This is a genomic window from Sorangium sp. So ce367 (assembly GCF_051520455.1).
In the GTDB taxonomy this organism is placed as follows: Bacteria; Myxococcota_A; Polyangia; order Polyangiales; family Polyangiaceae; genus Sorangium; species Sorangium cellulosum_B.
In genome coordinates, this window is sequence record NZ_CP150334.1 from 10,379,030 (window position 1) to 10,403,216 (window position 24,187).

Below are 24,187 nucleotides of genomic sequence, written 5' to 3' on the forward strand. Positions count from 1 at the left end.
CTCGGCCATGACACCTTTCCTCATCGCGGGCGCTCCACCCGGGGGGTCGGGCTCCTCCACGGTCCCTCGGTCAGGCGCCCGCTTCGGCCGCTGCGCGGTGGGGCGCGTGTGTCCGGAGCACAGGAAAGCAGATCTTCATGGGAATGTCGCTGGCTCCCCTCGGTTACGGGGCTGCCCACGGCACGCGCGCCGCGGCATCCAAAGCGGGAGCGCGGTGTAGAGAGGAGCACGGCGCTGTCCATCGCACCCTCTTGGGTTGGGGCGGAGCCTGGCTTCGCGGCGCGACGTCTCCAGGGAGACGAGGTGGCTGGAGTCCGGCTCGACCGGTCGCCCCAGCACCCCATGACCCGACGGGGAGGTGGCGAGCGCGGGTTCTTGACGCGCGTTGAGGGGAGAGGGGGACACCTCTCGAATTATTTTCAAGCAAGGTGCTGTTCAGCAGTTGACAACTCTAGCTATTCATGGGACGCGAGATCCAATGAACAACGTCGAAACCGAGATCAAAAGCCACGTTGATGCATTCGTCTCTCAGCTGAGCGGACTTGTCCGCAAAGCGGCTCTCGAGGCTGTCGCCAACGCCCTGCGAGGCGAGGGCCAGCCGGCCGCTGCGGCCGCCGCGCCGCGCAAGGTGGGTCGGGCCAAGGCCGCTCCCCAGCAGCCTGCGGAGGTCAAGAAGGCGGTCGGTCGCCCCGCTCGCGCTGCGAAGCCCACCCGCAAGAAGGGCGAGAAGCGCTCGAAGGAAGAGCTCGCCGCGATGACGCAGAAGGTCCTGGAGCACATCCGGAGCAACAGCGGCCAGGGCGTCGAGCAGATCGCCAAGGATCTGGGCACCACCACGAAGGAGCTGACCCTCCCGATTCGGAAGCTGCTCGTCGAGAAGAAGATCACGTCGAAAGGAGAGAAGCGGGCTACCAAGTACTTTTCCCGCTGAAGCCAGCATCGACGCTCTCCCGAAGCGTCCGGCCAAACCGACCGAGGTCGACGTCCCGCCTTCCCGCAAGCCCAGCAGGGGAAATCGCGGCGAGCCGGGAGCTGTCCCGGCAGGCGCGGAGACGTCGCACCTCGGAGCGGAGCAAGCTCCGCAGCCGTACACGCCGCTGGATGCCCCGCAGGAAGTCCCGCCAAGCCACGTCGTCTCCTCGTAGGACGACGGAGAAATCCGCGCGTGAGGCGCGTCAACTGCCGCCCGACCGCTGCTGAGCGGATCCGCCTGGTGACACGACACAGGCGGCGCCGCTCCGCGATCGCGTCTGTGCACACATGTCCGCTCTGGTGCCCAGGACGCTGGGTTACCGAGCCGCCATGCCCGTGCTCTTGTCGACGTCGGATCGGGAGAGACCACCACGTCATGACCGCTGAGACCCCAACCTATCGTGGGGCACCATCGAAAGACCACCACATCTAGTTTCGTGGATCCGCGATCCCGTCGGGTCTCCTGTCACGCGGCGCTGACGCGGCCTCGAAACGGACGCTGGGGCGTGAAGCGGGGCGGAGCTCCAAAGGAAACGAAAGGGAGCGTCACCGGCGCGACGCGGCGCAGGAGTCCGGTCATCCGGGGCCGGACTCCCGCCGGGCGGTGCTCGCTCCGTGGGGCCGTGAGCGTGGCCGGGACTGCCGACATGGCAGAGCACGATCGGCGCCGCGCAAGCGTCGTTGCTGTGAACGCCTGACCCGCTCCGCCCATCCGGCGCTTTTCTCGACGATGACGCGGCGCCCTCGGAGCCGCGCTGGACCTGGCCGGCCCGGAGGCTCAACGCACCTTCACGGACACCTGGACAGGACGCCCCAGGCGGATATCGCGGGCTTGCGATGTTGGCGAGCCTGACGCCCGGCAAGGAGGAGCCACCGGAGGTCTATCGGCCTCCAGCGATCAGGATAGGGACATGGGCAGCGCGCTCCGCCGCCAGGCCCATAGGGACAAGCATGGTCTGTGCCATCAGGGCGGTCGCTCCACCCGATAGCGCGGCTCGTGGTCCGAGAGGAGCCGCGAGACCAACGCGTCAACGTACTGGACAGGTTCTAACCATCCGCGGAGATCGAGCAACCGGGCGATGCACAAGAGGCCGCACGTCGGATCGGAGTCCCCGGCAACGACCGCTGACGCCGGGGGCGCGGCGACGGCGGTGGGAGGATGAGAGCTCGCGGGGAAGGGCGACTCGGGCTCAGGGCTGGGCTCGGCTCCCGACGATGAGGACATTCGAGAAGGGCGTTTTCCCCCAGGCGGGCATCGTCTCGCAGGAGAAGCCGAGCTGCTCGAGGAGCGCCACGATCTCTCGGGCAGGACGGAAGCGCACACGCTCGCCCCGGTTGAATCGAAGCGCGGTGAAGATGCGCTCCTCAAGGAGCGTGATCGAGCTCCTCAAGCCGCGCTCGGTGTCCGCCTCGCGGACGAGCAGGCGCCCGCCCGGACGAACCGCGGCCGCCGCCCGCCGCAAGATCGCGTCCTGCTCTTCCACGCGGAAGTAGTGGAGCAGGTCGATGAGCAGCACGGTGTCTGCAGCTCCGAGCTCGGCCTCGCGCGCATCTGCGCACCAGAACTCGGCGTCCAGCGGAGGGGCGGCGTGGGCCGCGCGCTGCGCGCCGGGCGGACCGGACGACTCGGACGAGCGCGGGAGAGATGCGCCGGAGCCCTCGCCGGCCGCGCGCCGAGCGTCCTCTATCTTGGCTCGGTCCCAGTCGAACCCACGCGCGCGCTCGGCCCTCCCCAGCTCGAGCAGGAGAATCGGCAGCTGGCCAGCCCCGGTCCCGATATCGAGGACCTCTCCGAGCGCGCCGGGGCGGTCGCCGGCGATGTCAGCAATCAACCGGGCGATGGGGTCGCCGAGCAGCTTGAAGCGGACATAGTGAAAGCGGGTACGCTGCGCCGGCGTGGCGCCCTCAGGCGGGCTGTACCTCCCGGCGACGCGCTCGACCGCGTGAACCCACGGCGGCGCATCCCCGGGGAGCCGATACGGCTCCATCTTGCTGCTCTGCTGCGAGGGAGCGCGGCGCCGCTTCAGCGTGACGAGGACGAAGATCAGGCCGCCGCCGAGCGCCGCGAGCGCGAGCCCGACCACCGGGGCGCCGAGGAACATGTACTCGGGGAAATCCGAAAGCGCTTGCGCCCAGCTCATCTTTTCGTAGAGGCGCAGCCAGCGACCCGTGCGGAGGTACGCTCCGACCTGGACCTCGGCCGTGAGCAGCGCTGGCGCGAACAAGGGGTTGGAGATGTTCGCAGCGACCCAGGCAATCGCTGCATCCAGGCGGAACCACAGACAGAGGAGGAGCACGAGCGGCGTGTGGCAGCCGAAGATCGGCTGCGATCCGATGAACAGGCCGATCGCGACCGCCACGGCGGTCCGGCCGGCGGACAGCTCGCTGCCACGGAGCTCACGCCACGCGCGGCGCGCCTCCTCTCGGAGGAGAGAGTATTTCGCCAACGTTCAGGGTTTGCTTTCCCGTGCAGCACGATCCGCCTCACCTGCTGCATCGGCCGTCGTCTTGGAGAGGATGTCGCTCACGGTCGTGGGTGTCGCCTCGTCGAGCGCGTCCCACGTACCGCTCGCCGCGGCGGCCGGCGCCGGCTCGCCTGACGCAGCACCCCCGGCGCGCCCGCTCCGCCGCGCCTCCAGCGTGCGAAGGTACATCTTCGCCGTCCTGTTGTCGGGATCGATCGCGAGCGCCTCGCGCCACTCGGCGCTCGCCTGATCGGGCTCGCCAAGGGAGAGCAGCGCGACCCCGAGCAGCACGCGCGCTGGTGCGTACTTCGGGTTCGCGTCGCGCGCGGCGGCGTAATGCTCGCGAGCGAGCGCCAGATTCCCGGCGTCGCGGTACATCGTCCCGAGGCGCAGCTGAAGATCCACGAACGTCGGACACAGCGCCACAGCCCGCGTGAGCTCGGCGATCGCCTCCTGCGCGCAACCGGCGTCGGCGTAGGCCTGCGCGAGATCGGCGTGCATGTTGGCGATCTTGCCGCGCGCGAACGGGTCGAGGACGCCGACTCCCCCCTCGCCGCGGCGGATGCGAGAGTAGACATGCCGCGCGGCCTCGTATTTGCCGAGGTCGTTGTAGGTGACGGCGAGGTTCAGCAGCGCTTCGGTGTAGTGCTCGTTGAGCTGCACCGCGCGCTCGAAGTGGGCCTCGGCCGCGAGGAAATCACCGCGTTCGTGAAGAATGACGCCGAGCATGTTGTAGACGTCCGCGAAGCGGTCGGTTTTCTCGATGATCTGCCGCAGGGCGTGCTCCGCGAGATCGTACTCGCGCCGCTCGTAGTGCTCCCTGCCGAGAACCAGAAGTTGCTTCAGCCGGTCGTCCATCAGGCCCGTCAGCTTACGCGACCGGCGTACGATGGGATCCGCCTTCCGCGCAACGCTTGCGTCGGCCAGGGAGTCGCGCGGTTGCAACCCCGTCGATGCCTTGGTACGCACGTCGGCGTGCCGAGTGCAGTACCCCAGAACCCGCTCGAGGCCTCCGGAGCGCCGGACGCCGAGGACCGCGCCAGGGAGCGGAGCGGAGAGGCCGGCAGCGCGGCGGAGCCTGGCGCCGCTGTCCCTCAAGACGCGCCCGCGCCGCGCGTGGAGCCCGGCGCAGCTGTCCCGCAGGACGCGCCGCGCGCAGAGATCGTGCGCATCGGCGCGGCCGAGGACGTCGCGGACGACGCGCTCGACGCCCCCAGCAGACCGGCCTCGCCGCCGCTGACCGCGCCGCTGCAGGGCAGTCGCCGGGGCGAGGGCGCTCCGGCCGCTCCCTGGTCCCGCAGCAGCGAGCTGCGCGCGCGCGCGGCGTCGTCGACGTGGCCGCCGCAGCTCCCTCCTCCTTCTTCTCGCGGGCGCGCATCGGCGCCCTGGTCGCGCGGCAGCGATCCGCGCGTGCAGCCCCTGCGGTCGCCGTCGCTCATGGACGGCGGTCCCCACGCGGGCCCCGGTTCGACGGACGGCCCGCGGCTTCCTCCCGGCCTCAGCCGGCCCCCTCCAGGACCGCACCTGTCGCCGCGCATGACCGCGGTCTTCGGCGGCATCTTCGGCCTCGCGACGCTCACCTCGCTCATCGCGCTGCTGATCCAGGGCGTCCCGGTGCGCGACGAGCGCGCGCTGGTGGCGGCGAGCCCGGCGACCTCGGCAGCAGGTACGGACGAGGCCGCCAGGCCCTCCGCCATGCCCGAGGTGAAGACAAAGCAGCGCACCCCGCTGCCCGGCCCATGGCGGATCTCCGAGCTCGGGAAGGATCCTTCCGTGCTCCTGGTGAGCGACGTGATGGACCGCCGGTCGTTCATCGCGGCCCTCGACGAGAAGGGCGTACCGAAGGCGCAGATCTACCGGATCATGAAGGCCTTCGACGGGCTGCGGAAGTTCGACAAGTGCGGCCGCAAGGACCGGTTCACGGTCGCGATGGATCGCTCCACGCGCCGCGTCCGCGCCTTCGAGTACGAGGTCTCGGCGAGCGAGATCTACCAGGCGAGGGACAACGCGGCCGGGCTGCTCACGGGCGCCACGCTCGACATGAAGATCGCCGAGGAGGAGGTCGTCGCCTCCTTCTACGTGGGGAAGGATCTCGCCAACGCGATCCGGGCGGGGGGCCTGGAGCCCGGCGTGCTCGACGTGATCGACGAGGCGCTGAACGGGCGCCTCTCGACGGAGAGCTTCGAGGAGGGGAGCACGGTCCGGCTGATCGCCGTCGAGGAGACGGCGCTCGGGATGTTCTCCCGGTACAAGAAGGTCATCGCGCTCGAATACCGGCCCGCGGATCCCGCGGAGAAGCCGGTGCGCATCTACGACTTCAAGGGGCAAGAGGCCCGCGGCACGTTCGATGAGCGCGGCCGGCAGCCGCACGCCGGCGGCTGGCGCGCGCCGGTCCCGGGCGCGCCCGTGACGTCGAAGTTCAACCCGCAGCGGATGCACCCGGTGCTGAAGAAGAAGATGCCCCACAACGGGACGGACTTCGGCGCGCCGATGGGAACGCCGGTGTACTCGGCGTATCGCGGCGTTGTCGACTGGGTCGGTCCGGCGGGCCCGAGCGGCAACCTCGTCACGGTGACGCACGCGAACGGCGTCACCACTGGCTATGCGCACCTGTCGAGGTATGCCCCCGGCATCAAGGCCGGCATGAAGGTGGGTACCCACCAGCTCGTCGGCTACGTCGGATCGACGGGCCGCTCGACGGGCCCTCACCTTCACTTCAGCGCCAAGAGGGACGGCAAGTACTTCGATGCCGAGACGCTCCAGCTCGATGGAGAGCGCGTGATGCCCGGCATCGATCGCGCGGCGTTCGCCGCGACGAAGGAAGCGCTCGACAAGCGGCTCGACGCCATTCCGCTGCCCGAACCGCCGCCCGAACCGGCGAAGCCGGAGGCGGCAGAGCCTCCCTCGCCGCCGCCCGCGGCCACCGGCAGCGAGGCCCCGGCCGCAGCGGCCGCCGCGGCACCGGACGTCGGACCGAGCGGACCGAACGAGCAAGAAGCGCAGCCGCCGGAAGGCGCCGGGGACGACGAGGGCGAGCTCATCGAAGGCGCCGATCTCAAGAGCCCGCCGGAAGCGATGTGACGCCGAGCGGGCCGAGAGGTCCGCTCGATGAAGCCAGAGGACGCCGACCGGACCGAGCGGTTCGCTCGATGAGAACAGACGCCGAGGGACAAGCTGTCCCGTCCTCGGCGCCTTCGCGGCATCGGGCAGACAAAACGCACCGAGGACGCGGAGGGGAAAACCCTCGCGTCCTCGGTGTCCTTGCCATGCCGTCCATCTCGATGGGCGGCGGCCCAGGCCTGCTACCGCTTCGAGTACTGGAAGCGCTTGCGGGCGCCGGGCTGGCCGTACTTCTTGCGCTCCTTCTTGCGCGCGTCGCGCGTGAGGAAGCCCGCGCGCTTGAGCGACGGCCTGCGCTCCGGATCGAGCTCGCAGAGGGCGCGCGCGATGCCGTGCCGCATCGCCTCGGCCTGCGCGCTGTGGCCGCCGCCGACCACGGTCGCGTTCACGTCGAACTGCTCGAGCAGCTCGAGCAGCTCCAGCGATTGACGCATCACCATGCGCGAGGTCTCGCGGACGAAGTAATCGTCAGCGGGCCTCTTGTTCACCTTGATGTTGCCGGTGCCCGGCGAGAGGAAGACGCGCGCAACGGCGGTCTTACGCTTACCAGTGGCGTACGTTCTCGTTTCCGTCATGGCTTTGCTCAGCTGTAGCTAAGGGGCTGCGGCTTCTGCGCCGCGTGGGGGTGATCGGGACCGGCGTAGACCTTGAGCTTGGTGAGGAGCTCGCGCCCGAGCACGTTCTTCGGGAGCATGCCCTTCACGGCCTTCTGGATCGGGAGCTCCGGCTTGCGCTCGAGCAGGTGACCGTACGACTCGGAACGGAAGCCGCCCGGCTCGCCGCTGTGCCGCACGTAGTTCTTCTGCTGGAGCTTGCGGCCCGTCAGAAGGACCTTCTTGGCGTTCACGACGATCACGAAGTCGCCGGTGTCGACGTGCGGCGTGAACGTGGGCTTGTTCTTGCCGCGGAGCACCGTGGCGATGCGGCTGGCAAGGCGGCCGAGGGGCTTGCCTTCCGCGTCGATCACCCACCACGTACGCTCGTTGCGGGCCTCCGCAGGCTTGGCGGAAAAGGACTTGGGCTGAGGATTCATTGGGCGAAAAACTCCGGAAGTGCGCCTGCCAAAAAGGGGCGCCACTTCTACAAGGCGGCCCTTCGCCTGTCAAGCGTCTGAGGCTTCTGCGGGAGCATCCTCATCGTCCGGCGAGGGTTGGTCAAGCGGGGTTTGTCGACAAGCCGCCGGTCCCGTCCGTCCCTTCGGTCCCGCCTCACACCGCTGGTTTGTCTCGGGCTCCAATATTTCTCCTATTTGCCCGACCATCCAGCTCGCCAAGGCGTTGAACCCAGGCAGCGCGTTGGCCGCCTTGGCCGCATCGACGGCGAACGAGCCAAAGCTCCCCCTCGAACGCTGCGCCAGGCAACACCGCGACGAGCGGACCCAGCGGTCGAGCGACCAGCCGATCCGCCTCGTCGCTCGTCGTTCACGTCACATCGGTCGCCGACATCCCGCTGGCTCGCTTGAAGGAGCTCATCATCACGGCAAGGAGTCGATCGACGGTTCAGCTCAGCGGAGAGGGCGGGATTCGAACCCGCGGTACGTTGCCGTACACACGATTTCCAGTCGTGCACCTTCGACCACTCGGTCACCTCTCCCGATACAACTTCAACGCGCCCCGCTTCTGCCGGACCGGCGCCGCTCGCGAGAGAGCGGGCGGTCAGAGCCCACCTGCTTCAACGGGGGCAAGCAGCCAAGCGTAGCGGAGAGAGCGGGATTCGAACCCGCGGTACCCTTGCGGGTACACCTGATTTCGAATCAGGCACCTTCGGCCTCTCGGTCACCTCTCCGCCGGCGAACATGGCAAAGCGGGGCCGGCTGGTCAAGCATCTCCTGACAACCGACCGGTCCGGAGGTGCGCTTTCAGCGCCGAGGCCCCCCGCGAGCAGCCCGGAGCGCGCTCCCGGGCAGCGCTCATCGTCCAGCATGCGGCTCTCTGGCGCTGCAGGATCCGCGAGGATCCGCGGCGCCGCACCGGCGAGCGCGGCCCTACCCCGCCCCGCGCGGCGCCTGCCCTCCGCGAGCGGCTGGCCGCGTCGGAGCGGCGCCCTCGGAGGCAGGCGCGCGATCGCCGTCGGAGAAGGCCTCGGCCCCGAGCGCGGCGCGCGCCGCCGGCGTGCCTGCGCGCGGGAGCCGGATGACGAAGCGCGCGCCTCCGAGCGGGGACTCGAGCACGTCGATGGTGCCGCCGTGATCGACCACGATCTTCTTCACGATGCTCAGGCCGAGCCCCGTGCCGTCGTACCGCGTCGTGACGTACGGATCGAACACCGAGTCCCGCACGGCGGGATCGATGCCCGGGCCGTCGTCGTCGATCGCGATGAGGTGGCTCTGCCCCTCGCTCCGCGCCGAGACGCGAACGCTGCCCCACACGACGGCGCCCGGGCGCTCTCGGGCTCCTCCGCCGGGCGCCGCTCGCTGCGCGTCGCGCAGCGCCTGCGCCGCGTTGCGCACGATGTTGCCGAGGGCGCGCCGGAGCATCTCGCGATCGAGCGCGGCCGGCATCGGGACATCCGGCACGTCGAACTCGAGATCGACGCGCCCGAGCAGCGCCTCGTCGGAGGCGTGCTCGCGCCCCGCCTCCTCGATCGCGGCGAAGCGCTCGCCCTGCTCGCGCAGGAACTCCGCAAGATCCGAGGGCTCGAGCTCTGCCCGCGGGAGCCGCGCGAAATTGGAGAACTCGCCGACGAGGCGGCGCAAGGTGCCGACCTCCTCCTCGACGACCTCCAGCGTCGTCTGGAGCAAGCGCTGGTACGCCGGATCGCTGCCCGCATAGCGCCGGTGGCACTCCTCGACGGCGAGCTGGATCGGGGTCAGCGGGTTCTTGATCTCGTGCGCGAGGTGCCGCGCCATCTTCTGCCACTCGCCCATGCGCTTGAGGAACTCGATCCGCGCGCGGCTGCCCTCGAGCTCCTCGAGCATGCGATCGAAGGCGCGGCCGAGATCGGCGACCTCGTCGTCGCCCTGCAGCCCCACGCGCACCGAGAGGTCGCCCTCCGCGACGGGCCGGGTCGCCGCGGCGAGCCGCGCGATGCGGTCGACAACCGGGCGCGCCACGAGCACGCCGGCGAGGATCGCGAGGAGGATCGTCGCGCCGAGCAGGGCGGCGAAGGCGTCGCCGTAGCTCTCGTCGAGGTACTCCTTCCGGTGCTCCCGCTCGAGGGCGTGGTACGCCTGCGCGAACGCCTGCGCCGCGTCGAGCTCGTCGAAGCGCGCGCTCGGCGCGGCGAACGTCGCGACGAGGGTCCGCGCGTCGCCGTCGCAGCCGCCGTCGTCGGGCGCGCGATCGCCGGGCTCGGCGGCGTGGCCGGGCGCGCGCGCGATCGCCTTCCGGACCGTGAGCGTCTTCTCGTGCGCCGGATCCACCGGGCGGCCGCGTTCGCGCGCTCCGACGAGATCGCCGCAGCGCTCGACGCGGAGGGAGACCAGCGCGGGGTGAGCCGCGATGATGCGCGCCAGCTCGGCGTCGAGGCGCTGCGCGTCGCCGGTGAAGGCGGCCTCGCGCAGCGGGTCCGCCGCGACGATCGCGTCGGCCTCGGAGCGCATGCCCTGCTTGATGGCGGCGGCCAGCTCGGCGTACACGCCGAGCGCGCTGTCCAGGTGGACGCCGAACTCGGGCTGGAACGCCGTCGCCGACACCCGCGCGATCACCGTCCTGGCGACCACGATGCTGGCGACGAGCGGGATCAGGGCGGTCACGAGGATGGCCGCGACGACCCGCCGCTCCGTCCTGCCGGGGATGCGCATGCGCGCAGCATAGCCGCGGCCCCGCGCGGGCGCGCAGGCGCGGCGGTGGAGCGCCAGAGCTGAAGGAGGAGGCGCGTGCACCGCAGAGGAGCGCTGCGCGCGGCAGAGGAGGCCGCTCGCCGCGGCGGGGATGCCCCGCCGCGAGAGCGGCGTTGCTCGTTACTCGACGGTGACCGTCTTCGCGAGGTTGCGCGGCTGATCGACGTCGTTGCCCTTCAGGTTGGCGACGTAATAGGCGATGAGCTGGAGCGGGAGCACGGTAAGGAGCGGCCCGACCTCGTCCGGCACCTTGGGGATCCAGACGTGGTGCTGAGCGATCTCGAGGATCGACTCGTCGCCCTTCGTGGCGATCGCGACGACCTGCCCCTCGCGCGCCCGGACCTCCTGCAGGTTGGAGAACGTCTTGTCGTAGTGCGCGTCGCGCGGGCAGACGACGATGACGGGGAGCGCCTCGTCGATGAGGGCGATCGGCCCGTGCTTCATCTCGCCGGCCGCGTAGCCCTCGGCGTGCGCGTACGAGATCTCCTTCAGCTTGAGCGCGCCCTCGAGCGCGATGGGGAAGCCGAGGCCGCGCCCGAGGAACAGGACGTCCTTCGCGTGGACGAGGCGCTTCGCGATCGCGTGCACGTAGTCGGCGTCGCCGAGCACCTCGCGCATGTGGCTCGGGATCTCCCAGAGGGCCTGGAGGATCTCGCGCCCGCGCTCCGCCGGCAGCGAGTCGCGGCGGCGGCCGAGGTAGACGGCGAGCAGGAGCAGCGCGGCGAGCTGCGTCGTGAAGGCCTTGGTCGAGGCGACGCCGATCTCGGGGCCGGCGTGCGTGTAGAGCGCGCCGTCGGAGAGGCGCGGGATCGCGCTGTCGAGCACGTTGCAGAGCGCCAGCACCTTGGCGCCCTGCGCCTTCGCCGCCTTGAGCGCCGCGATCGTGTCGGCGGTCTCGCCCGACTGGCTGATGGCGATCACGAGATCGTCGGGGAAGAAGATCGGCTCGCGGTAGCGGACCTCGCTCGCGAGCTCGACGACCGTGGGGACCCTGGCGAGCTGCTCGATCCAGTAGCGCCCGGCGATGCCGGCGTGGTGGCTCGTGCCGCACGCGACGATGTAGACCCGGCGCAGCTCCTTCGCGAACTCGGGCGTGACCCCCATCTCGGTCGCGTGCACGTCGCCGGCGGCGAGATCGATCCTGCCGCGCAGCGTGGCCTCGACGACGTCGGGCTGCTCGTGGATCTCCTTCAGCATGAAGTGCTTGTAGCCGCCGCGCTCCGCCTGGACGGGGCTCCAGTCGATGCGCTTCACGCGGCGCTCGACCTTCTCGCCGCCGGTCACGGTCTCGATGCGGACGCCGCTCGCGCGCAGCTCGACGATGTCGCCGTCCTCGAGGAAGATCATGTCGCGGGTGTGCGCGAGCAGCGCGGGGATGTCGCTGCCGCACAGCATCTCGTTCTCGCCAGCGCCGACGACGAGCGGCGAGCCGTACCGGGCGGCGACGATGACGTCGGGCTCATCGCGCGAGAGGACCGCGATCGCGTAGGCGCCGTGGACCTGCCGGAGCGCGCCGCGCACGGCCTCGAAGAGCGACTTCGCGCCCTTCTGGAGCTCGCGGTGGACGAGGTGAGCGACGATCTCGGTGTCCGTGTCGGAGAGGAACTTGACCCCCTGGCCCTCCAGCTGCTGCCGGACCGCCACGTGGTTCTCGATGATGCCGTTGTGCACGACGGCCACCGGGCCCGCGGAGTGCGGGTGGGCGTTCACCTCGCTCGGGCGGCCGTGCGTCGCCCACCGCGTGTGGCCGATGCCGGTCGTGCCGTCGAGGGTCCGCTTCTCGAGCGCCTCGCTGAGCTTGATCAGCTTGCCGAGCGTCCGGACGATCTCGATGCCCTTGCCGTCATGAATGGCGATGCCGGCCGAGTCGTAGCCTCGATACTCGAGCTTCCGTAGCCCTTCGACGATGATCGGCGCCGCCTTTTTTGACCCAACGTATCCGACGATCCCGCACATGCTCGCCTCGTTCAGGTAGTGCCCGCGCGCGCCTACGCGTGCGGCGGAAAATGGAACGTTACTCCTGGCACCGGGAGCTGACAGAGAAAATTGAGCCCCCTGACGGTGAACGCCGCGTCGGTCGCGTTGGCCGCGTGGATCGCGCGAAGGTCACAGCCAGGACGAATGCTATCAACGCCGTGATCGAGGCGACCCCAAAAGTGAGGGCGCCGCCCCCGCGCTTGTAGAGCTCACCCCACACGAGCATCCCGACGACGGATCCGGCGCCAGCGCTCGCCGAAAAGAGCCCCTGCGCGGTGGCGAGGATCTCAGGCGGAGATCGATCCCGCGTGTAGGCGAGCGAGGCGACCCACATCATGCCGAACGAGACCGCGTGGAGCGGCTGGATGGCCAGCAGGGCGGGCCAGAAGCGCACATACGAGAGCAGCGCCCAGCGGAGCGAGGCGCCCGCGAAGGCGAACGCGAGCACCGTGGGCGGAGCGAACCGCTTGAGAAGGGGGCCGGAGAACGCCATGAGCGCGATCTCGCCGGCGACACCGACGGCCCACGCGACCCCCACCAGCGACTCGGGGAAACCGATGTCGCGGAGGTGCAGCGTGTAACAGAGATCGTACGAAGAGGTGGCGCTCTGGGCCAGGAACGATGCCGCGAGGAACAGGCGGAAATCGTGGCTCTGGAGGAGCGTACGGGCGCGCTGCCGCACGGAGCCTTCGGCCGCCGGAGCGCGCGCAGCGCCGGCGGCGTCGGCCGCTCCGTCGCGCAGGCCAGACCGACGGAAGGGCGCCTCGCCGCGCGCCGGGAGGGCCCACGAGATGGCGAACGCGATCAGCAGGGAGGCAGCGATCGTGGCGGGGAACGCGACAGGTCGCGCCGGATCGACGAGGGCTCCGCTGGCGATCGCCATCAGCGCGAAGCTGATCGAGCCCCAGAGCCTGAGCCGGCCGTAGGCGATGCCGGAGCTCGCCGACGCTTCCACCGCGACGACGTCGGCCATCATGAACATCGGCGATCGAAAGAAAGCGAACGCGAGCGCCGCGACGAAGAGGCCGCCGAAGCCGAGCGACACGCCGAGCGCCGACGACAGCGCGAGCAGCGCGAACACGACGAAGGCGCCGGCGCAAGCCGCCCGGATCAGCCACACCCGCACGCCGAGCGAGTCGGCGATCAAGCCGAACACCGGCGGCGCGACGAGGCCCATCGCAGGGAGCGTCGCCGCGATCGCCCCCATCGCGAGCCCCTGCATCCCCCGCGCCTCCAGCCAGCTCGGGAACAGCGGCAGGTACACGCCGAGGACGGCGAAGATACCGAAGTAGTAAAGCGAGATCGCCCGCGGCGACGGCCTGTGCTCTGAAGGGATGGAAGGAGGCATCGGCTGTGAGCAGCCCGCCCCGAGCGCGAGGGGCGTTCAGCGTGCCGCTCTCTGACGCCCGCCAGGCAAAGGAGCAAGCTCCGCGCCCCGGAAGCGCGGAGCTCGGTCATTGCCGCTTCTCGATCGCCGTGGGGCGCCCTGCCGCACGCGCGGGATGGGCACCTCGGACCTCCGCAACGCTCCGCCCGGGTCGCGCTATCTGGGCCGGCCTGTTGAGCGCCGGCATCGACCGAGGATCGACCGGGGCCTCGGCCCGCGTGACGGCGGTCGCCGCACAGGGCAGCGCACAAACGAGAACGGCGGCGCCTCTGGGGAGAGGCACCGCCGCTGGAACGTCGGCCTAGCTCGGGCTAGTACCGATCGCCGCCGCGACCGCCACGGCCGCCGCGGCCGCCACCACCGCCGCCGCCGTAACCGCCGCCGCCACCGCCACGGCCGCCGCGGCCACCACCGCCGCCGCCGCCACCGTAACCGCCGCCGCCGCCGCCGCCGTAGCCGCCGCCGCCGCCGCCGCCGCCACCACCACGCTGGACCCGCTCCTCCGCCTCGTTCACGCGAAGCGGACGGCCGTCCATCATGGCGCCGTTCATGTTCTCGATCGCCTGCTGGGCCTGCTCAGGCGTGCCCATTGTGACGAACCCGAAGCCACGCGACTGCCCACTCTCGCGGTCGGTCACGATGTGTACATCCGTCACCTCGCCGCTCTGAGCGAACGCGGCCTGCACGGAGGCCTTGGTGGCGGAGAAGGGGAGATTACCAACGTAGAGGCGAGTACCCATGACACTGATTCACTTCACGGCTCTGCGAGATGCGTCAGCTTCGGTGCCGAACAGTGCCCTGCCGCCCCGATGGAGCCGTGGGGGATCGAGGGGGGGCGGCGCTGGGGAGGAGCCCCCGGTGCGCCACACGTTGCGTCGTCCAGTCCGCGATCAATCCGCGATCCCCGAGAAGAGAAGCGTCGTGTCGAGTGCCAGTGACGTTCGTGACCAGCCGATAGTAACCAAATGTCCCCACCGCGCAAGCACTCGAAGCGGCCCCCATCGCCGCGACCCTCGCCCGGACGTCCCGAACAGCCGGCGCGCGGTCGCGCTCGCTTCCGCGCGGGGGTAGGCACACATCAGCGCCTCGCTGGGCGGCGGAAGGTGGCGCCGAGATCCCAGCCCTCGCCGCTGGCGGCGCGCGCGAGCGCGACGTCCGGCAGCACGCCGCCCGCGATCCGGACCTCGGCGATCACGCCGAGGCGGAGCGTCGCGGTGAGCGAGCGGGGGGCGGCGCCGGACGCGAGGCGGGGCGGGTGACGGGCGAGGTCGAGGGCGCGGCCGCGATCGTCGGCGGTCGCGAGGGCGAGCAGCGCGCCGAGGGGCCCGGGGCCGAGCGGGCGCACCAGCTCGATCGCGAGGGTCGCCTTCCCGCGGGCGCGGCGGCGCCCGAGCTCCGCCCGCGCCACCGGCTCCGCGGTGACCTCGTGCCCAGGCCGCGAGAGGATCGGCGCGACCGCCTCGGCGACCTCGACGAGGTGCGCGGCAGACTCGTCCACGAGCAGCGACGCCGGGGGCCCTCCCCACGCGGGATCGCCGTGCGCCCTCGGGAGACCGACGAGGCCGAGGTGCGCGAGGCGCTCGGGCGGCAGCGCGTCGACCAGCCGCTGCGCGACGCCAGGCTGACCGAAGAGCCCGGCGTCGGGGCCCGTCGTGAGCACGATCCACCCGGCGACGCCCAGATCGAAGCGGACGGCGCCGCGGCGGTTCGTGTGGAGGCCGGCGCCGAGCCAGCCGAGGTCGTCGCGCTCGGTCTCGAACGCGCGCAGCGACGTCGTCAGGTCGTCGGAGCGGATCACCTCGATCGCGTCGAGGAAGGCGGCGCCACGCGCGGCGACGTCGTTGCGCGTCAGCGTGATCTGCCCCGGGCCGACATCGGCCCGGAACGCGCCGGTGCCATCCGGCGCCGCGGGGTCGAAGCTGCGCGGCAGGAGCGCGACCATCGGCGACGCGAGCGCGCGGGCGACGCGGGCGGGATCCGCGCGCGGGAACACCGCGGCGAGCGGATCCCTCGGGTGCCGCTCGGGCCTCGGGATGTCGGCGAGCGCCGCGGCGGCGCCGCGAGCGCGGGCACGCTCGACGGAGCTCACGATGTCGCGGCCGTCGAGCTTGAGCAGGCGCGCGGTGCGCAGCCCCTCGCGGAGGCGCACGACCGCGCCATCCGCCTCGCGCGACGGCAGCGCGGACGAGAGCGTCGGGTACGGGTTCCCGGACGCATCGAGCCCGTAGAGGCTGTCGGCGATCGCCGGTGCGAACAGCGCCGCGGCGGGATCGCTCAGCTCGTGCGGATCGAGCGAGCCCGTCGGCCACGGGAGGTGCATCGCGAGGCGGCCGCCGAGCGGGGTGCGCCCCATCGCGCGCGCGGCCTCCGGGAGGGCGGCGGCGCCGAGCAGCGCGCCGGCGCCGCCGAGGAAGGCGCGGCGCGGGAGGCTCACCGCACCACCCAGATCTCGTCCGCCGTCGCGACGGCGAACGGGGCGCGCCCGGCCCCGTCGGGCGGACAGACCGCGAGGGCGCGCACCCCCGCCGGCGCCGGCAAGCGCAGGATCTCCTCGGGCGCCGCGCGGGCCGGGCCGCCTTCCCGGCGCCGCCACGACCAGACGACGACGGCATCCTCGAGCGGATCGAGAACGTCGAGGCTGGCGAGCAGCTCGGGCTCTCCATCCTGATCGAGATCGCCGACCGCGAGCTGCGCCCCGGCGCTGCCCACGACCTTGCGGCGGCCAGCGCTGTCCCGGAGCTCGACCGCGCCGCGCTCGCGCGTCGCCCAGACCGCGAAGGGCTCGCCCTGCGCGGACAGGAGCTGCGCCGACGCGAGCGCGTCGTACCGGCCGGAGAGCGACGCGGTCGCCGGCGGGGGATCGGCCGGGGCGCACGGCCCGAGCGGGCCCGTGAGGAGCGGCCCCCACGCCGTCGTGCAGGCCGAGCCGCCCGCGTCCGGGATCGCCAGCCCCGGCAGCTCGGCGAGCGCCTTCAGCTCGCCGTCGAAGCGGACGCTGCGCGCGCGGTCGGTGAGCCCGACGTCGGCGAACGGCGGCAGGCGCTCGCCGTCCCTCGCGCGCTCGACGAGCGTGGCGAACGCGAGCGGCTCACGGAGCGGCGCCGGGTGCACGGCGACCACGTCCGGCCACGGGCGCGACGCGAGCGGCACGACCCGGCCGCCGCGGAGGCGGAGCGTCGTCACGCGCCGGCGGCTCACGCTCAGGAGCTCGAGCGCCCCGTCGGCGTCGAGATCGCCGCACGCGAGCGCGACCACGTCGCCCTCGAAGTTCTTCGCGCGGTCGACCCTGGCGGCGACGAGCGGGATCGGCGCGAGGAAGCTGCGGATCTCCGCGTCGAGGGGCGCCTCGGCGTAGGCGTGGGCGATGGGCCCCGGCTCCGGGTCGCGGATGCGCGCCCAGACGGTGCGCGGCACCGGGTACACGTCCGCGGTGACGCGCAGCCGCCCCGCCGCGATCTCGACGACGAGGTGGACGAGCGCCGCGTCGTCGCGCGCCGCCTCGCGCGCGAGCGGCAGCGGGATCGGGTCCTTCTGCGCGCGCACGCCGGCGCCGAGCTTGCCGGCGACGTGGGCGGCGAGCGTGGCCACGAGCTGGGCGCCGCGCGGCGCGGGCGCGTCGGAGACCAGCGGCGCGGCGGCCACGAGCGCGCGGCCGTCCACGGCGTCGAGCGAGCGCACGAGCGCGTCGACGGCGCGGGCCACGGCCGAGCGCGGCGGCCTCGGCGCCGGCGACGCAGGAGGCGGCGACGCAGCGGGCGGAGGAGAGGGCTGCGCCGCGGCGGGACGCGCGAGCGCGAGGAGAGCGACAAGGAGGAGGCCCCGGGGCGACAACGGCGACATGTTATGCGCGTCCGTGGGCCCGGGGCCAGAGCCGCAGCCCCGCCGGCACCACGAGGAGCGCGACGACCAGGCCGACCGCGCTGCCCAGCGCTCCGACCCGGCCCAGGTCGCGGAGGCCGTCGAAGCCGCAGAACGCGAGCGCGGAGAAGCCCGCGGCCGTGGTCAGCGCCGTGGCGGCGATCGCCGGCCCCTCGCGGCGCAGCGTCTCGCGGATCACGGCGTCGCCGCCGCCCGCCGCCTCGATGTCGCGGGCGCGGTGGAGCAGGAACATGCCCTCGTCCACCGTGATCCCGAGCAGCACCGGGATGACGAGCGCGTCGTACGCGTGCAGGGGGATGCCGAGCACCCGGATCAGCAGGAGGACGAGGGAGATCTCCGAGGCGACGACGAGCGCCGCCAGCGCGATGTCGCGCGCGCTGCGGAGGGAAGCGGAGAGCGCCAGCAGCACGAGCGCGCCCGCGACGAGCCCGATCCTCGGCATGTCGTGCGCGAGCGTCTCGCGCAGCGACGCCTCGAGCCGGCTGTAGCCGGTGAGCATGGCGCCCGGATCCTCCTCGCGGATCGCGCGCTCGATCTGCGCGACCGAGCCGGTCTCGCGGGGCCGCACGTACAGCGCGACGAGCGCCTCGCCCCCGTCCGCCCCGAGGTAGCGCGAGAGCAGGATGGACGCGGGGCCGCGCTCGAGATCGGAGAGCGCCACCTCCTGCCGGGGCGGCGCGCGCATCCCGTCGAGCACCGCCGAGAAGCGCTCGGGCGCGAAGCCCGTGTCGCGGAGCGCGCGCGCGAGCTCGTCGGCCTTGGCGGGCAGGTCGAGCGCGTCGCGCGCGGCGAAGCGCTCGGCCTGCGTCGGGGCGGCGGGGGCGAGCGCGGTGAGCGCGTCGACGGCCTCCACGTCGGCCTTCATCGAGGCGAGGCGCTCCGCGATCCGGTCGCCGCGCGCGCGGGCGCGCTCCTGGTCGCCGTCCGCGAGGAGCACCACCCATTGCCCTCGCCGCCCGCCGAACGCGTCGAAGATCTCCTGCTGTACCTTGAGGGGCTCGAGCTCGGCCGGCCTGATCGCGACGATGGCCTCCGCGAGCGGCGGCGAGGCGCCGAGGGCGACCGCCGCGATGGGGAGCGCCGCGAGCCCCGCGAGCGCGAGCGCGCGGCCCCGCGTACGGGTGAGCCGGTAAAGGACGTCGGTCCAGCGCGCGGGCGCCTCGGTCGGCGGGGTCCCCCGCTCGAGCCACGCGCCCACGGCCGGCGTCACGAGGACGATGGCGATCGCCGTCAGGACCTCGCCCGCGGCGCACAGGAGCCCGAGCTGCCGGAGCGCGTTGATGTCCGACAGCGCGAGCGCCCCGAACGCCGCCCCCGCGGTGACGGCAGCGATGAGCACCGCGCGGGAGGTCCGCGCCCTCGCCGCGCGCGCGGCCGCCTCCGGATCGAGGCCCTCGCGCCGCGCCTCGAGCAGCGCGGCGTAGACGTGGACGCCGGTGTCGACGCCGACGCCGACGACCACCGACATGAAGGCGACGGCGATCGCGCTGAGCCCGCCCGGGAGCGCCGTGGCGAGCCCCGCCGTCCAGAGGGTCCCGAGCACGAGCGGCGGCATCACCGCGGCGAGGGCGCGCAGGCGGCGGAAGAGCAGCGCGAAGACGACGGAGGCGAGCAGCATCGAGAGCGACCCCGAGATCGCGAGATCGCGGGTGAGCATCGCCTCGGTCGCCGCGGCGATGGCGTGCCCGCCGGTGAGCCCGAGCGTGAGCCCGGGGTGCGCCGCGCGGATCGGGCCGAGGACGGCGTTCGCGTCCGCGACGAACGCCCGCGCGTCGGCGCCGCGGAGCGCCTGCCCCGCCGGCTGCACCAGGACGAGGTGCACCTTGCCGTCGTCCGTGGCGAAGGCGCCGTCGGCCTGCGTGCGCACCCCGGATCCGATGTCCGCGGACTCGAAGACGAGCTGCGAGAGGCGCAGCGGGTCGGCCGCGATCGTCTCCGCCGCGGCGCCGCCGCCCGGCGCGAGCAGCATGGCGCGCGTCTCGGCGAGGCGCTCCCGCATCCCCTCGGGCGAGAGCGCGGCGGCGAGGCGCCCTCGCACGCGCGCGTCCGCGTGCCGGAACGCGACCCACGGATCGAGCGAGCGCGAGACGTCGATCCGATCGGCGGCGCGCTGCACGGTCGGGCGCGCCGCGAGGGCCCGCGCGATCTCCGCGGCCACGGCCGCGTTCTCGTCGGGGTCGTCGCCCTTGACCATCACGACGCCGAGGTCGCCGCCCCCGAACCCGCGCACGTACCGGCGAAGCGCCGCGGCGTCGCCGCGCTCCGGCAGGAGCGAGGCGATGTTCGGCTCGAGCTGTAGCCGCAGCGTCACGGCGGCGAAGGCGGCGAGCGTCAGCGCCGCGAGGGCGGCGACGACGACGAGGCGGAGCGGCCGGCGGGGGGCGTCCGCGCGAGCCGACGGAGGCGGAAGAGGTGCTGCCATGGAAACGCCGGGCCGTGCCCGGCGCCGCTCCTCTACCCTCACGCCCGCCTCGCCGCGAGGACATCCACCCTCACACCCGCCTCGCCGCGAGGCCCCACACGGTCCCTGCTCCCGAGCTCACAAACCTTGCGCTCGCGAGGGCGCCGATTCATCCCGGCAGCATGGAGCTCCCCCCGATCGTCCTCGCAGGCAGAGCCGTCCTGCGGAAGCCCGCCGCGCCCGTCCCGCCCGAGGAGATCGGGACGAAGCGGCTCAAGCACCTCGTCTCGACGATGGTCTCCGTCATGCGCAAGGCGCCCGGCGTGGGGCTCGCGGCGCCGCAGATCGGCGTCGACCAGCAGGTGATCGTGCTCGAAGACAGCGAGGAGCTCATGTCCCGCCTCACGCCGGGCCAGCGCGCCGAGCGCGGCCGCGTGCCCTTCCCGCTCAGGGTGATCATCAACCCGACGCTGAGGGTCCTCGCGCCGTCGCTCCCGGACGCGGCAGGCGCGGGGCGGGCGACGTTCTTCGAGGGCTGCCTGAGCGTCCCGGGTTACATGGCGCTGGTTGAGCGAGATCTGTCGGTCGAGGTGAGCGGCGTGGACGAGGACGGCAAGGAGGTCCGGTGGGAAGCGACGGGCTGGCCCGCGCGGATCCTCCAGCACGAGGTCGATCACCTCCGCGGCACGCTGTACGTCGATCGCATGTTCACGCGCTCCTTCTGCAGCAACGAGGAGGCGAAGCTCTTGCTCAGCCTGTCCGTCGCCGAGGCGCGGGCTACGCTCGGCGCGTGACCGCGGCCCGTCGCGCCGGGAGGCGAGCGCGCTCGACAGGCGGGCGCGCGCTCACGGCGAGGGCGACGGGCCGGCGCGGCGCCCCGCGCCGGCGACGAGGGCTTCCACGATCCGCTCCATCCTGATCCCGCGCGAGCCCTTCACGAGCACCAGATCGCCGCGCTCGACGATCTCCTGCGCTCGGGCCGCCGCGGCGTCCGCGTCCACGGCGAACCACGCCCGCACGCCTGCAGCCTCGGCGGCGCGCGCGATCCGCGCCGCCTCGCCGCCGACGGCGATCAGCGCGGCGGGGCGCGCGGCGCCGACCTGCTCGCCGAGCGCGTCGTGCTCCGCCGCCGCGAGCGCGCCGAGCTCGCGCATCTCGCCGAGCAGCAGGACCAGCCGCTTCTCGAGCGCCTCGGCGACCTCGACGGCCGTCTTGAGGGACGATCGCATCGACAGCGGGTTGGCGTTGTAGCTGTCGTCGATGACCACGGTGCCGTCCGGCAGCTCGCGGACGGACAGGCGTCCATCACCAGGCGGCGCGAGCCCTGCGGCGGCGCGTGCCGCTCGCTCGGTCGAGAGCCGCTCGCCGACCGCCTCTTCCACCACGGCGACGGCCGCGGCCGCCGCCAGCGCCCCCGCCTCGCCGAGCAGCGGGACGACGAGCTCCAGCGCTTCGCCTCCGCGCTCGATCCGCACCGAGGTGCCGCGCACCCCGACCGGCCGCCGCCCCGCGATCCGGATCCGCGCGCGCTCCCCGAAGCCGTAGGTGATCCGCCGCGCGGCGCCCGCGCGCTCGAGCTGCTCGACCACCTTCGCGTCGTCGCCGTTGCCGAGGGCCACGCCCGCGGCCGGCAAGGCGGCGAGCAGATCACCTTCCTCGGCGGCGACGTCTTCCAGCGTGCCGAGCCCCTCGGTGTGCTCGACGCCGATGGACGTCAGCACGGCGAGGTCCGGCCCCGCGATCCGCGCGAGGGCCGCGACCTCGCCGCGCTGGTTCGTGCCGATCTCGACGACCGCGAAGCGATGGCGGTCCTCGAGCCCGAGCAGCGTCATCGGCAGCCCGATGGCGTTGTTCAGGTTGCCCGCCGTCGCGTGCACCTCGCCGCGGCCCACCCCCGCGAGCAGCGCCGCGATGGTCCGCGTCGTCGTCGTCTTGCCGGCCGATCCGCCGATCGCGATGATCGCCCGCGGCCCGTCGGGGTGGGCGCCCGCCCGCCATCGCTCGCGGTGCGCTCTGGCCAGCGCCCCGAGCGCCGCGAGGCCGTCGTTCACGAGCACCGCGCCTCCTCCGGGCGGCAGGGCAACCTCCCGCGAGACGATGAACGCGGCCGCCCCGCGCTGCGCGGCGGCGTCGAGGAACCTGTGGCCATCGAAGCTCTCGCCGGAGAGCGCGACGAACGCCGCTCCTGGCGCGATCGTCCGGCTGTCGGTCGAGACGCCCCGCGCGTCCGGCCCGCTCCTCAGCACGCGCCCGCCGGTCGCGCGCGCCAGCTCGTCGAGGGAGAAGGGGGCAAGGTTGTGCGGGATCGGCGTCGCCATCGCGGGCGATCACCAGCACGGAACGGGGCGCGGGGCCAACGAATCGCCTGCGGCGCGCCCCGTCCGTGCGGCGTCGCGCCGCCTCAGCGCCGGCTCTTTTCCTTGTCGACCTCGTCGTAGATGTCGTCGCTCTTCGGCCGTGGGCGCGCGGCTGGGCGGGGCGCGGCGGGCGCGCTGGGGGCCGCCGTCACGCTCACGGTGGGCTCTGGCGATGCCTCGGCGGCCGTTGGCGGCGGCTCCTTGTAGTCGATCGCGATCGGTCCTCCGCCGCCCATGCTCTGCCACAGCGTGATCCCGATGAGCGCCAGCAACGCCACCGCCAGGATCACGCTGAGCACGATGATGAGCGTCCTGCCGCCCTCCCGCCGCCGCGGCGCACCGGCGGCGGGTGGCTTCTGCGGTTCCGGGCGCTCCTGGACGAAGGTCGACGGGAGCACCGGCATCTCGAGGCGCGCCGACGTGGTGGCCCACGGGCTCTCGGCCGCTCCGTCCCATCCGCCGGCCGCCTGGGGCGCGCCATGCGCCGCCGCGCCGGGAGCTGCGCTCATCGCCGGCGCGGGCGCAGCGGCCGGTGGCGGCCCGGCCTGAGCCGGCATCCCCGCATGCAGCGAGGGCATCGGCGTGCGCGCGGCCTCTGATACCGCGGGCGCGGCCGCGCCGAAGCCAGGGCTCCCGAACCCGGGCGGCGCCGCCGGCGCAGGCGGCTGGCCGGCGTGAGGCGATGGCATCGGCGCGCGCGCGACCTCTGGCGCGCCGGGCGCGGCCGCACCGAGGCCAGGGCTCCCGAACCCGGGCGGCGCTGCCGGCGCAGGCGGCTGGCCGGCATGCAGCGAGGGCATCGGCGCGCGCGCTGCCTCTGGCGCAGCGGGCGCGGCCGCACCGAAGCCGGGGCTCGCGAACCCGGGCGGCGCCGCCGGCGGCGCAGGCGGCTGCGTCGCGCTCGCGCCCATCCGGTCCGTGATCGGCGCCGGCTGGAAGGCCGGCTGGCTCGGAGGCACCGGATCCGACTGCGGCGGCGCCGAGATGAACGGGAGCGCGCTCGGAGAAAAGACGCCGCTGGCCGAGAGCACGTCCTGCTGCGAGACGATCCCGGGCGGAAGGGTCCCTCCGCGCGCCGAGACGCTCCCCATGGGCGGCTGGGTGTACCCGGCGGGAGCTGGCCCTGAGAACGCCGGCGGCGGCATGGCGCCCGAGAACGCGGGCGCCGATGACGCCGGCCCCGAAAACGCGGGCGCCGACGGCATCGGCCCTGAGAACGCGGGCGGGCTCTGCTGCTGAAGATGAGGGCTCAGCGCGTACTGTGCGGAGAGCGGGCGCAGGGCGCCGGGCGCCATCAGCGGCGGCACGGGCAGCGGCCGGAAAGGGATCCCCGAGCCGTGCGCCGACGGGAGCGGCCGGCCTGGCTGCGCCGTCCTCTCACTCTCGGGGGCTCCCCATGGAACGTGTTTGTCGGTCATCCGCGCGCCTCGGAGGGACCGCCCACGCGACCCCTCCGCCTCACACTGAAGCGGAACAGCGCTCCCAATCTACCCCCAAGTCTCGGCGTGCGGCCATCCTTCTGACGCGTCGCCCCGCCCCGCGAGGCGCTGCCGCTCGTCGGCGCTGGCGCCACGCAGCGCCGCGCCGTGACGACACCGCCCGTCGCGGACGCAGGAGTGCGACGCCGGGGGTGCGCTCCTCGGGTCGGCGTGATGAAGAGCGAGCTCGTCCCGCCACCGAGGCGCTCACGAGGCGCGCGCTTTCGCCAGCGCCGCGGCGCGCAGGGGGCGCGCACGACGCTCCGGCGCGCGGGTGGTTCCAGAGCGCGAGGCGGCGCGCGAGGTCAGCCCTCTCGGGCGCGGGCGTCTCCGACGGCAGAGCTCGGACCGAGGCGCTGTCCACGCTTGT

At 73.1% G+C, this 24,187-nt stretch carries 16 protein-coding genes and 2 tRNA genes; 3 read left to right on the forward strand and 15 right to left on the reverse strand.

Annotated elements, in window-relative coordinates; all coding sequences use genetic code 11:
* Positions 1-478 precede the first annotated feature (478 nt).
* Positions 479-931 (forward strand): DNA-binding protein, encoded by a 453-nt coding sequence (locus WME97_RS39345; protein ID WP_437545356.1) that lies wholly within the window; start codon positions 479-481, stop codon positions 929-931.
* Between the two features lie 1,231 nt (positions 932-2,162).
* Here the strand turns inward: WME97_RS39345 and WME97_RS39350 are convergent.
* Positions 2,163-3,419, reverse strand: coding sequence for a DUF2062 domain-containing protein (locus WME97_RS39350; RefSeq protein WP_437545358.1), 1,257 nt, complete (start codon positions 3,417-3,419; stop codon positions 2,163-2,165).
* Positions 3,420-3,422: 3 nt separating this feature from the next.
* Positions 3,423-4,295 carry a tetratricopeptide repeat protein gene (locus tag WME97_RS39355; protein ID WP_437545359.1) on the reverse strand — a complete coding sequence of 291 codons (873 nt, stop codon included), beginning with the start codon at positions 4,293-4,295 and terminating at the stop codon, positions 3,423-3,425.
* A gap of 117 nt (positions 4,296-4,412) precedes the next feature.
* Between WME97_RS39355 and WME97_RS39360 the strand changes: the two genes are divergently transcribed.
* Positions 4,413-6,518: a peptidoglycan DD-metalloendopeptidase family protein gene (locus WME97_RS39360; RefSeq protein ID WP_437545361.1), complete on the forward strand. Its 2,106-nt coding sequence runs from the start codon at positions 4,413-4,415 to the stop codon at positions 6,516-6,518.
* Between the two features lie 221 nt (positions 6,519-6,739).
* Here WME97_RS39360 and rpsI read toward each other — a convergent pair whose 3' ends face one another.
* The 11 genes from rpsI to WME97_RS39415 form a co-directional block, all read right to left on the reverse strand.
* Positions 6,740-7,132, reverse strand: coding sequence for a 30S ribosomal protein S9 (gene rpsI / locus WME97_RS39365; protein WP_437545363.1), 393 nt, complete (start codon positions 7,130-7,132; stop codon positions 6,740-6,742).
* Positions 7,133-7,140: 8 nt separating this feature from the next.
* Positions 7,141-7,590, reverse strand: coding sequence for a 50S ribosomal protein L13 (gene rplM / locus WME97_RS39370; protein ID WP_012240013.1), 450 nt, complete (start codon positions 7,588-7,590; stop codon positions 7,141-7,143).
* Between the two features lie 475 nt (positions 7,591-8,065).
* Positions 8,066-8,150 (reverse strand) — tRNA-Ser (locus WME97_RS39375).
* A gap of 105 nt (positions 8,151-8,255) precedes the next feature.
* A tRNA-Ser gene (locus WME97_RS39380) sits at positions 8,256-8,342 on the reverse strand.
* A 199-nt stretch (positions 8,343-8,541) separates the two neighbouring features.
* Positions 8,542-10,299, reverse strand: a complete 1,758-nt coding sequence (locus tag WME97_RS39385) for a sensor histidine kinase (protein WP_437545365.1) — start codon at positions 10,297-10,299, stop codon at positions 8,542-8,544.
* A gap of 159 nt (positions 10,300-10,458) precedes the next feature.
* The gene (gene glmS, locus WME97_RS39390) at positions 10,459-12,294 is read right to left on the reverse strand and encodes a glutamine--fructose-6-phosphate transaminase (isomerizing) (protein WP_437545367.1); all 1,836 of its coding nucleotides are present in this window, start codon (positions 12,292-12,294) and stop codon (positions 10,459-10,461) included.
* Between the two features lie 58 nt (positions 12,295-12,352).
* Positions 12,353-13,663: an MFS transporter gene (locus WME97_RS39395; protein ID WP_437545369.1), complete on the reverse strand. Its 1,311-nt coding sequence runs from the start codon at positions 13,661-13,663 to the stop codon at positions 12,353-12,355.
* Between the two features lie 350 nt (positions 13,664-14,013).
* On the reverse strand, positions 14,014-14,442 hold the full coding sequence (locus WME97_RS39400; protein ID WP_437545371.1) for an RNA recognition motif domain-containing protein: 429 nt from the start codon (positions 14,440-14,442) through the stop codon (positions 14,014-14,016).
* 338 nt (positions 14,443-14,780) lie between these two features.
* Positions 14,781-16,136 (reverse strand): hypothetical protein, encoded by a 1,356-nt coding sequence (locus tag WME97_RS39405; protein WP_437545373.1) that lies wholly within the window; start codon positions 16,134-16,136, stop codon positions 14,781-14,783.
* Positions 16,133-17,542 carry a hypothetical protein gene (locus WME97_RS39410; RefSeq protein WP_437545375.1) on the reverse strand — a complete coding sequence of 470 codons (1,410 nt, stop codon included), beginning with the start codon at positions 17,540-17,542 and terminating at the stop codon, positions 16,133-16,135. Before WME97_RS39410 ends, WME97_RS39405 begins: the two co-directional genes overlap by 4 nt.
* A gap of 1 nt (position 17,543) precedes the next feature.
* Entirely contained in the window at positions 17,544-20,003 is a 2,460-nt protein-coding gene (locus WME97_RS39415) for an MMPL family transporter (RefSeq protein WP_437545377.1), read from the reverse strand.
* Positions 20,004-20,164: 161 nt separating this feature from the next.
* On the opposite strand from WME97_RS39415, the gene WME97_RS39420 reads away from it, so the two are divergent.
* On the forward strand, positions 20,165-20,776 hold the full coding sequence (locus tag WME97_RS39420; protein ID WP_437545379.1) for a peptide deformylase: 612 nt from the start codon (positions 20,165-20,167) through the stop codon (positions 20,774-20,776).
* Positions 20,777-20,827: 51 nt separating this feature from the next.
* On the opposite strand, the gene WME97_RS39425 is transcribed toward WME97_RS39420, so the two are convergent.
* Positions 20,828-22,300, reverse strand: a complete 1,473-nt coding sequence (locus tag WME97_RS39425; RefSeq protein ID WP_437545380.1) for a UDP-N-acetylmuramoyl-tripeptide--D-alanyl-D-alanine ligase — start codon at positions 22,298-22,300, stop codon at positions 20,828-20,830.
* A gap of 83 nt (positions 22,301-22,383) precedes the next feature.
* Positions 22,384-23,757 (reverse strand): hypothetical protein, encoded by a 1,374-nt coding sequence (locus WME97_RS39430; protein WP_437545382.1) that lies wholly within the window; start codon positions 23,755-23,757, stop codon positions 22,384-22,386.
* Between the last annotated feature and the right edge of the window lie 430 nt (positions 23,758-24,187).

Bases quoted from the DNA above. Each gene is read 5' to 3' on its own strand.
- WME97_RS39345 (WP_437545356.1), top strand. From the start codon at position 479: ATGAACAACGTCGAAACCGAGATCAAAAGCCACGTTGATGCATTCGTC.
- WME97_RS39355 (WP_437545359.1), bottom strand. From the start codon at position 4,295: ATGGACGACCGGCTGAAGCAACTTCTGGTTCTCGGCAGGGAGCACTAC.
- rpsI (WP_437545363.1), bottom strand. From the start codon at position 7,132: ATGACGGAAACGAGAACGTACGCCACTGGTAAGCGTAAGACCGCCGTT.
- rplM (WP_012240013.1), bottom strand. From the start codon at position 7,590: ATGAATCCTCAGCCCAAGTCCTTTTCCGCCAAGCCTGCGGAGGCCCGC.
- WME97_RS39385 (WP_437545365.1), bottom strand. From the start codon at position 10,299: ATGCGCATCCCCGGCAGGACGGAGCGGCGGGTCGTCGCGGCCATCCTC.
- glmS (WP_437545367.1), bottom strand. From the start codon at position 12,294: ATGTGCGGGATCGTCGGATACGTTGGGTCAAAAAAGGCGGCGCCGATC.
- WME97_RS39395 (WP_437545369.1), bottom strand. From the start codon at position 13,663: ATGCCTCCTTCCATCCCTTCAGAGCACAGGCCGTCGCCGCGGGCGATC.
- WME97_RS39400 (WP_437545371.1), bottom strand. From the start codon at position 14,442: ATGGGTACTCGCCTCTACGTTGGTAATCTCCCCTTCTCCGCCACCAAG.
- WME97_RS39410 (WP_437545375.1), bottom strand. From the start codon at position 17,542: ATGTCGCCGTTGTCGCCCCGGGGCCTCCTCCTTGTCGCTCTCCTCGCG.
- WME97_RS39415 (WP_437545377.1), bottom strand. From the start codon at position 20,003: ATGGCAGCACCTCTTCCGCCTCCGTCGGCTCGCGCGGACGCCCCCCGC.
- WME97_RS39420 (WP_437545379.1), top strand. From the start codon at position 20,165: ATGGAGCTCCCCCCGATCGTCCTCGCAGGCAGAGCCGTCCTGCGGAAG.
- WME97_RS39425 (WP_437545380.1), bottom strand. From the start codon at position 22,300: ATGGCGACGCCGATCCCGCACAACCTTGCCCCCTTCTCCCTCGACGAG.
- WME97_RS39430 (WP_437545382.1), bottom strand. From the start codon at position 23,757: ATGACCGACAAACACGTTCCATGGGGAGCCCCCGAGAGTGAGAGGACG.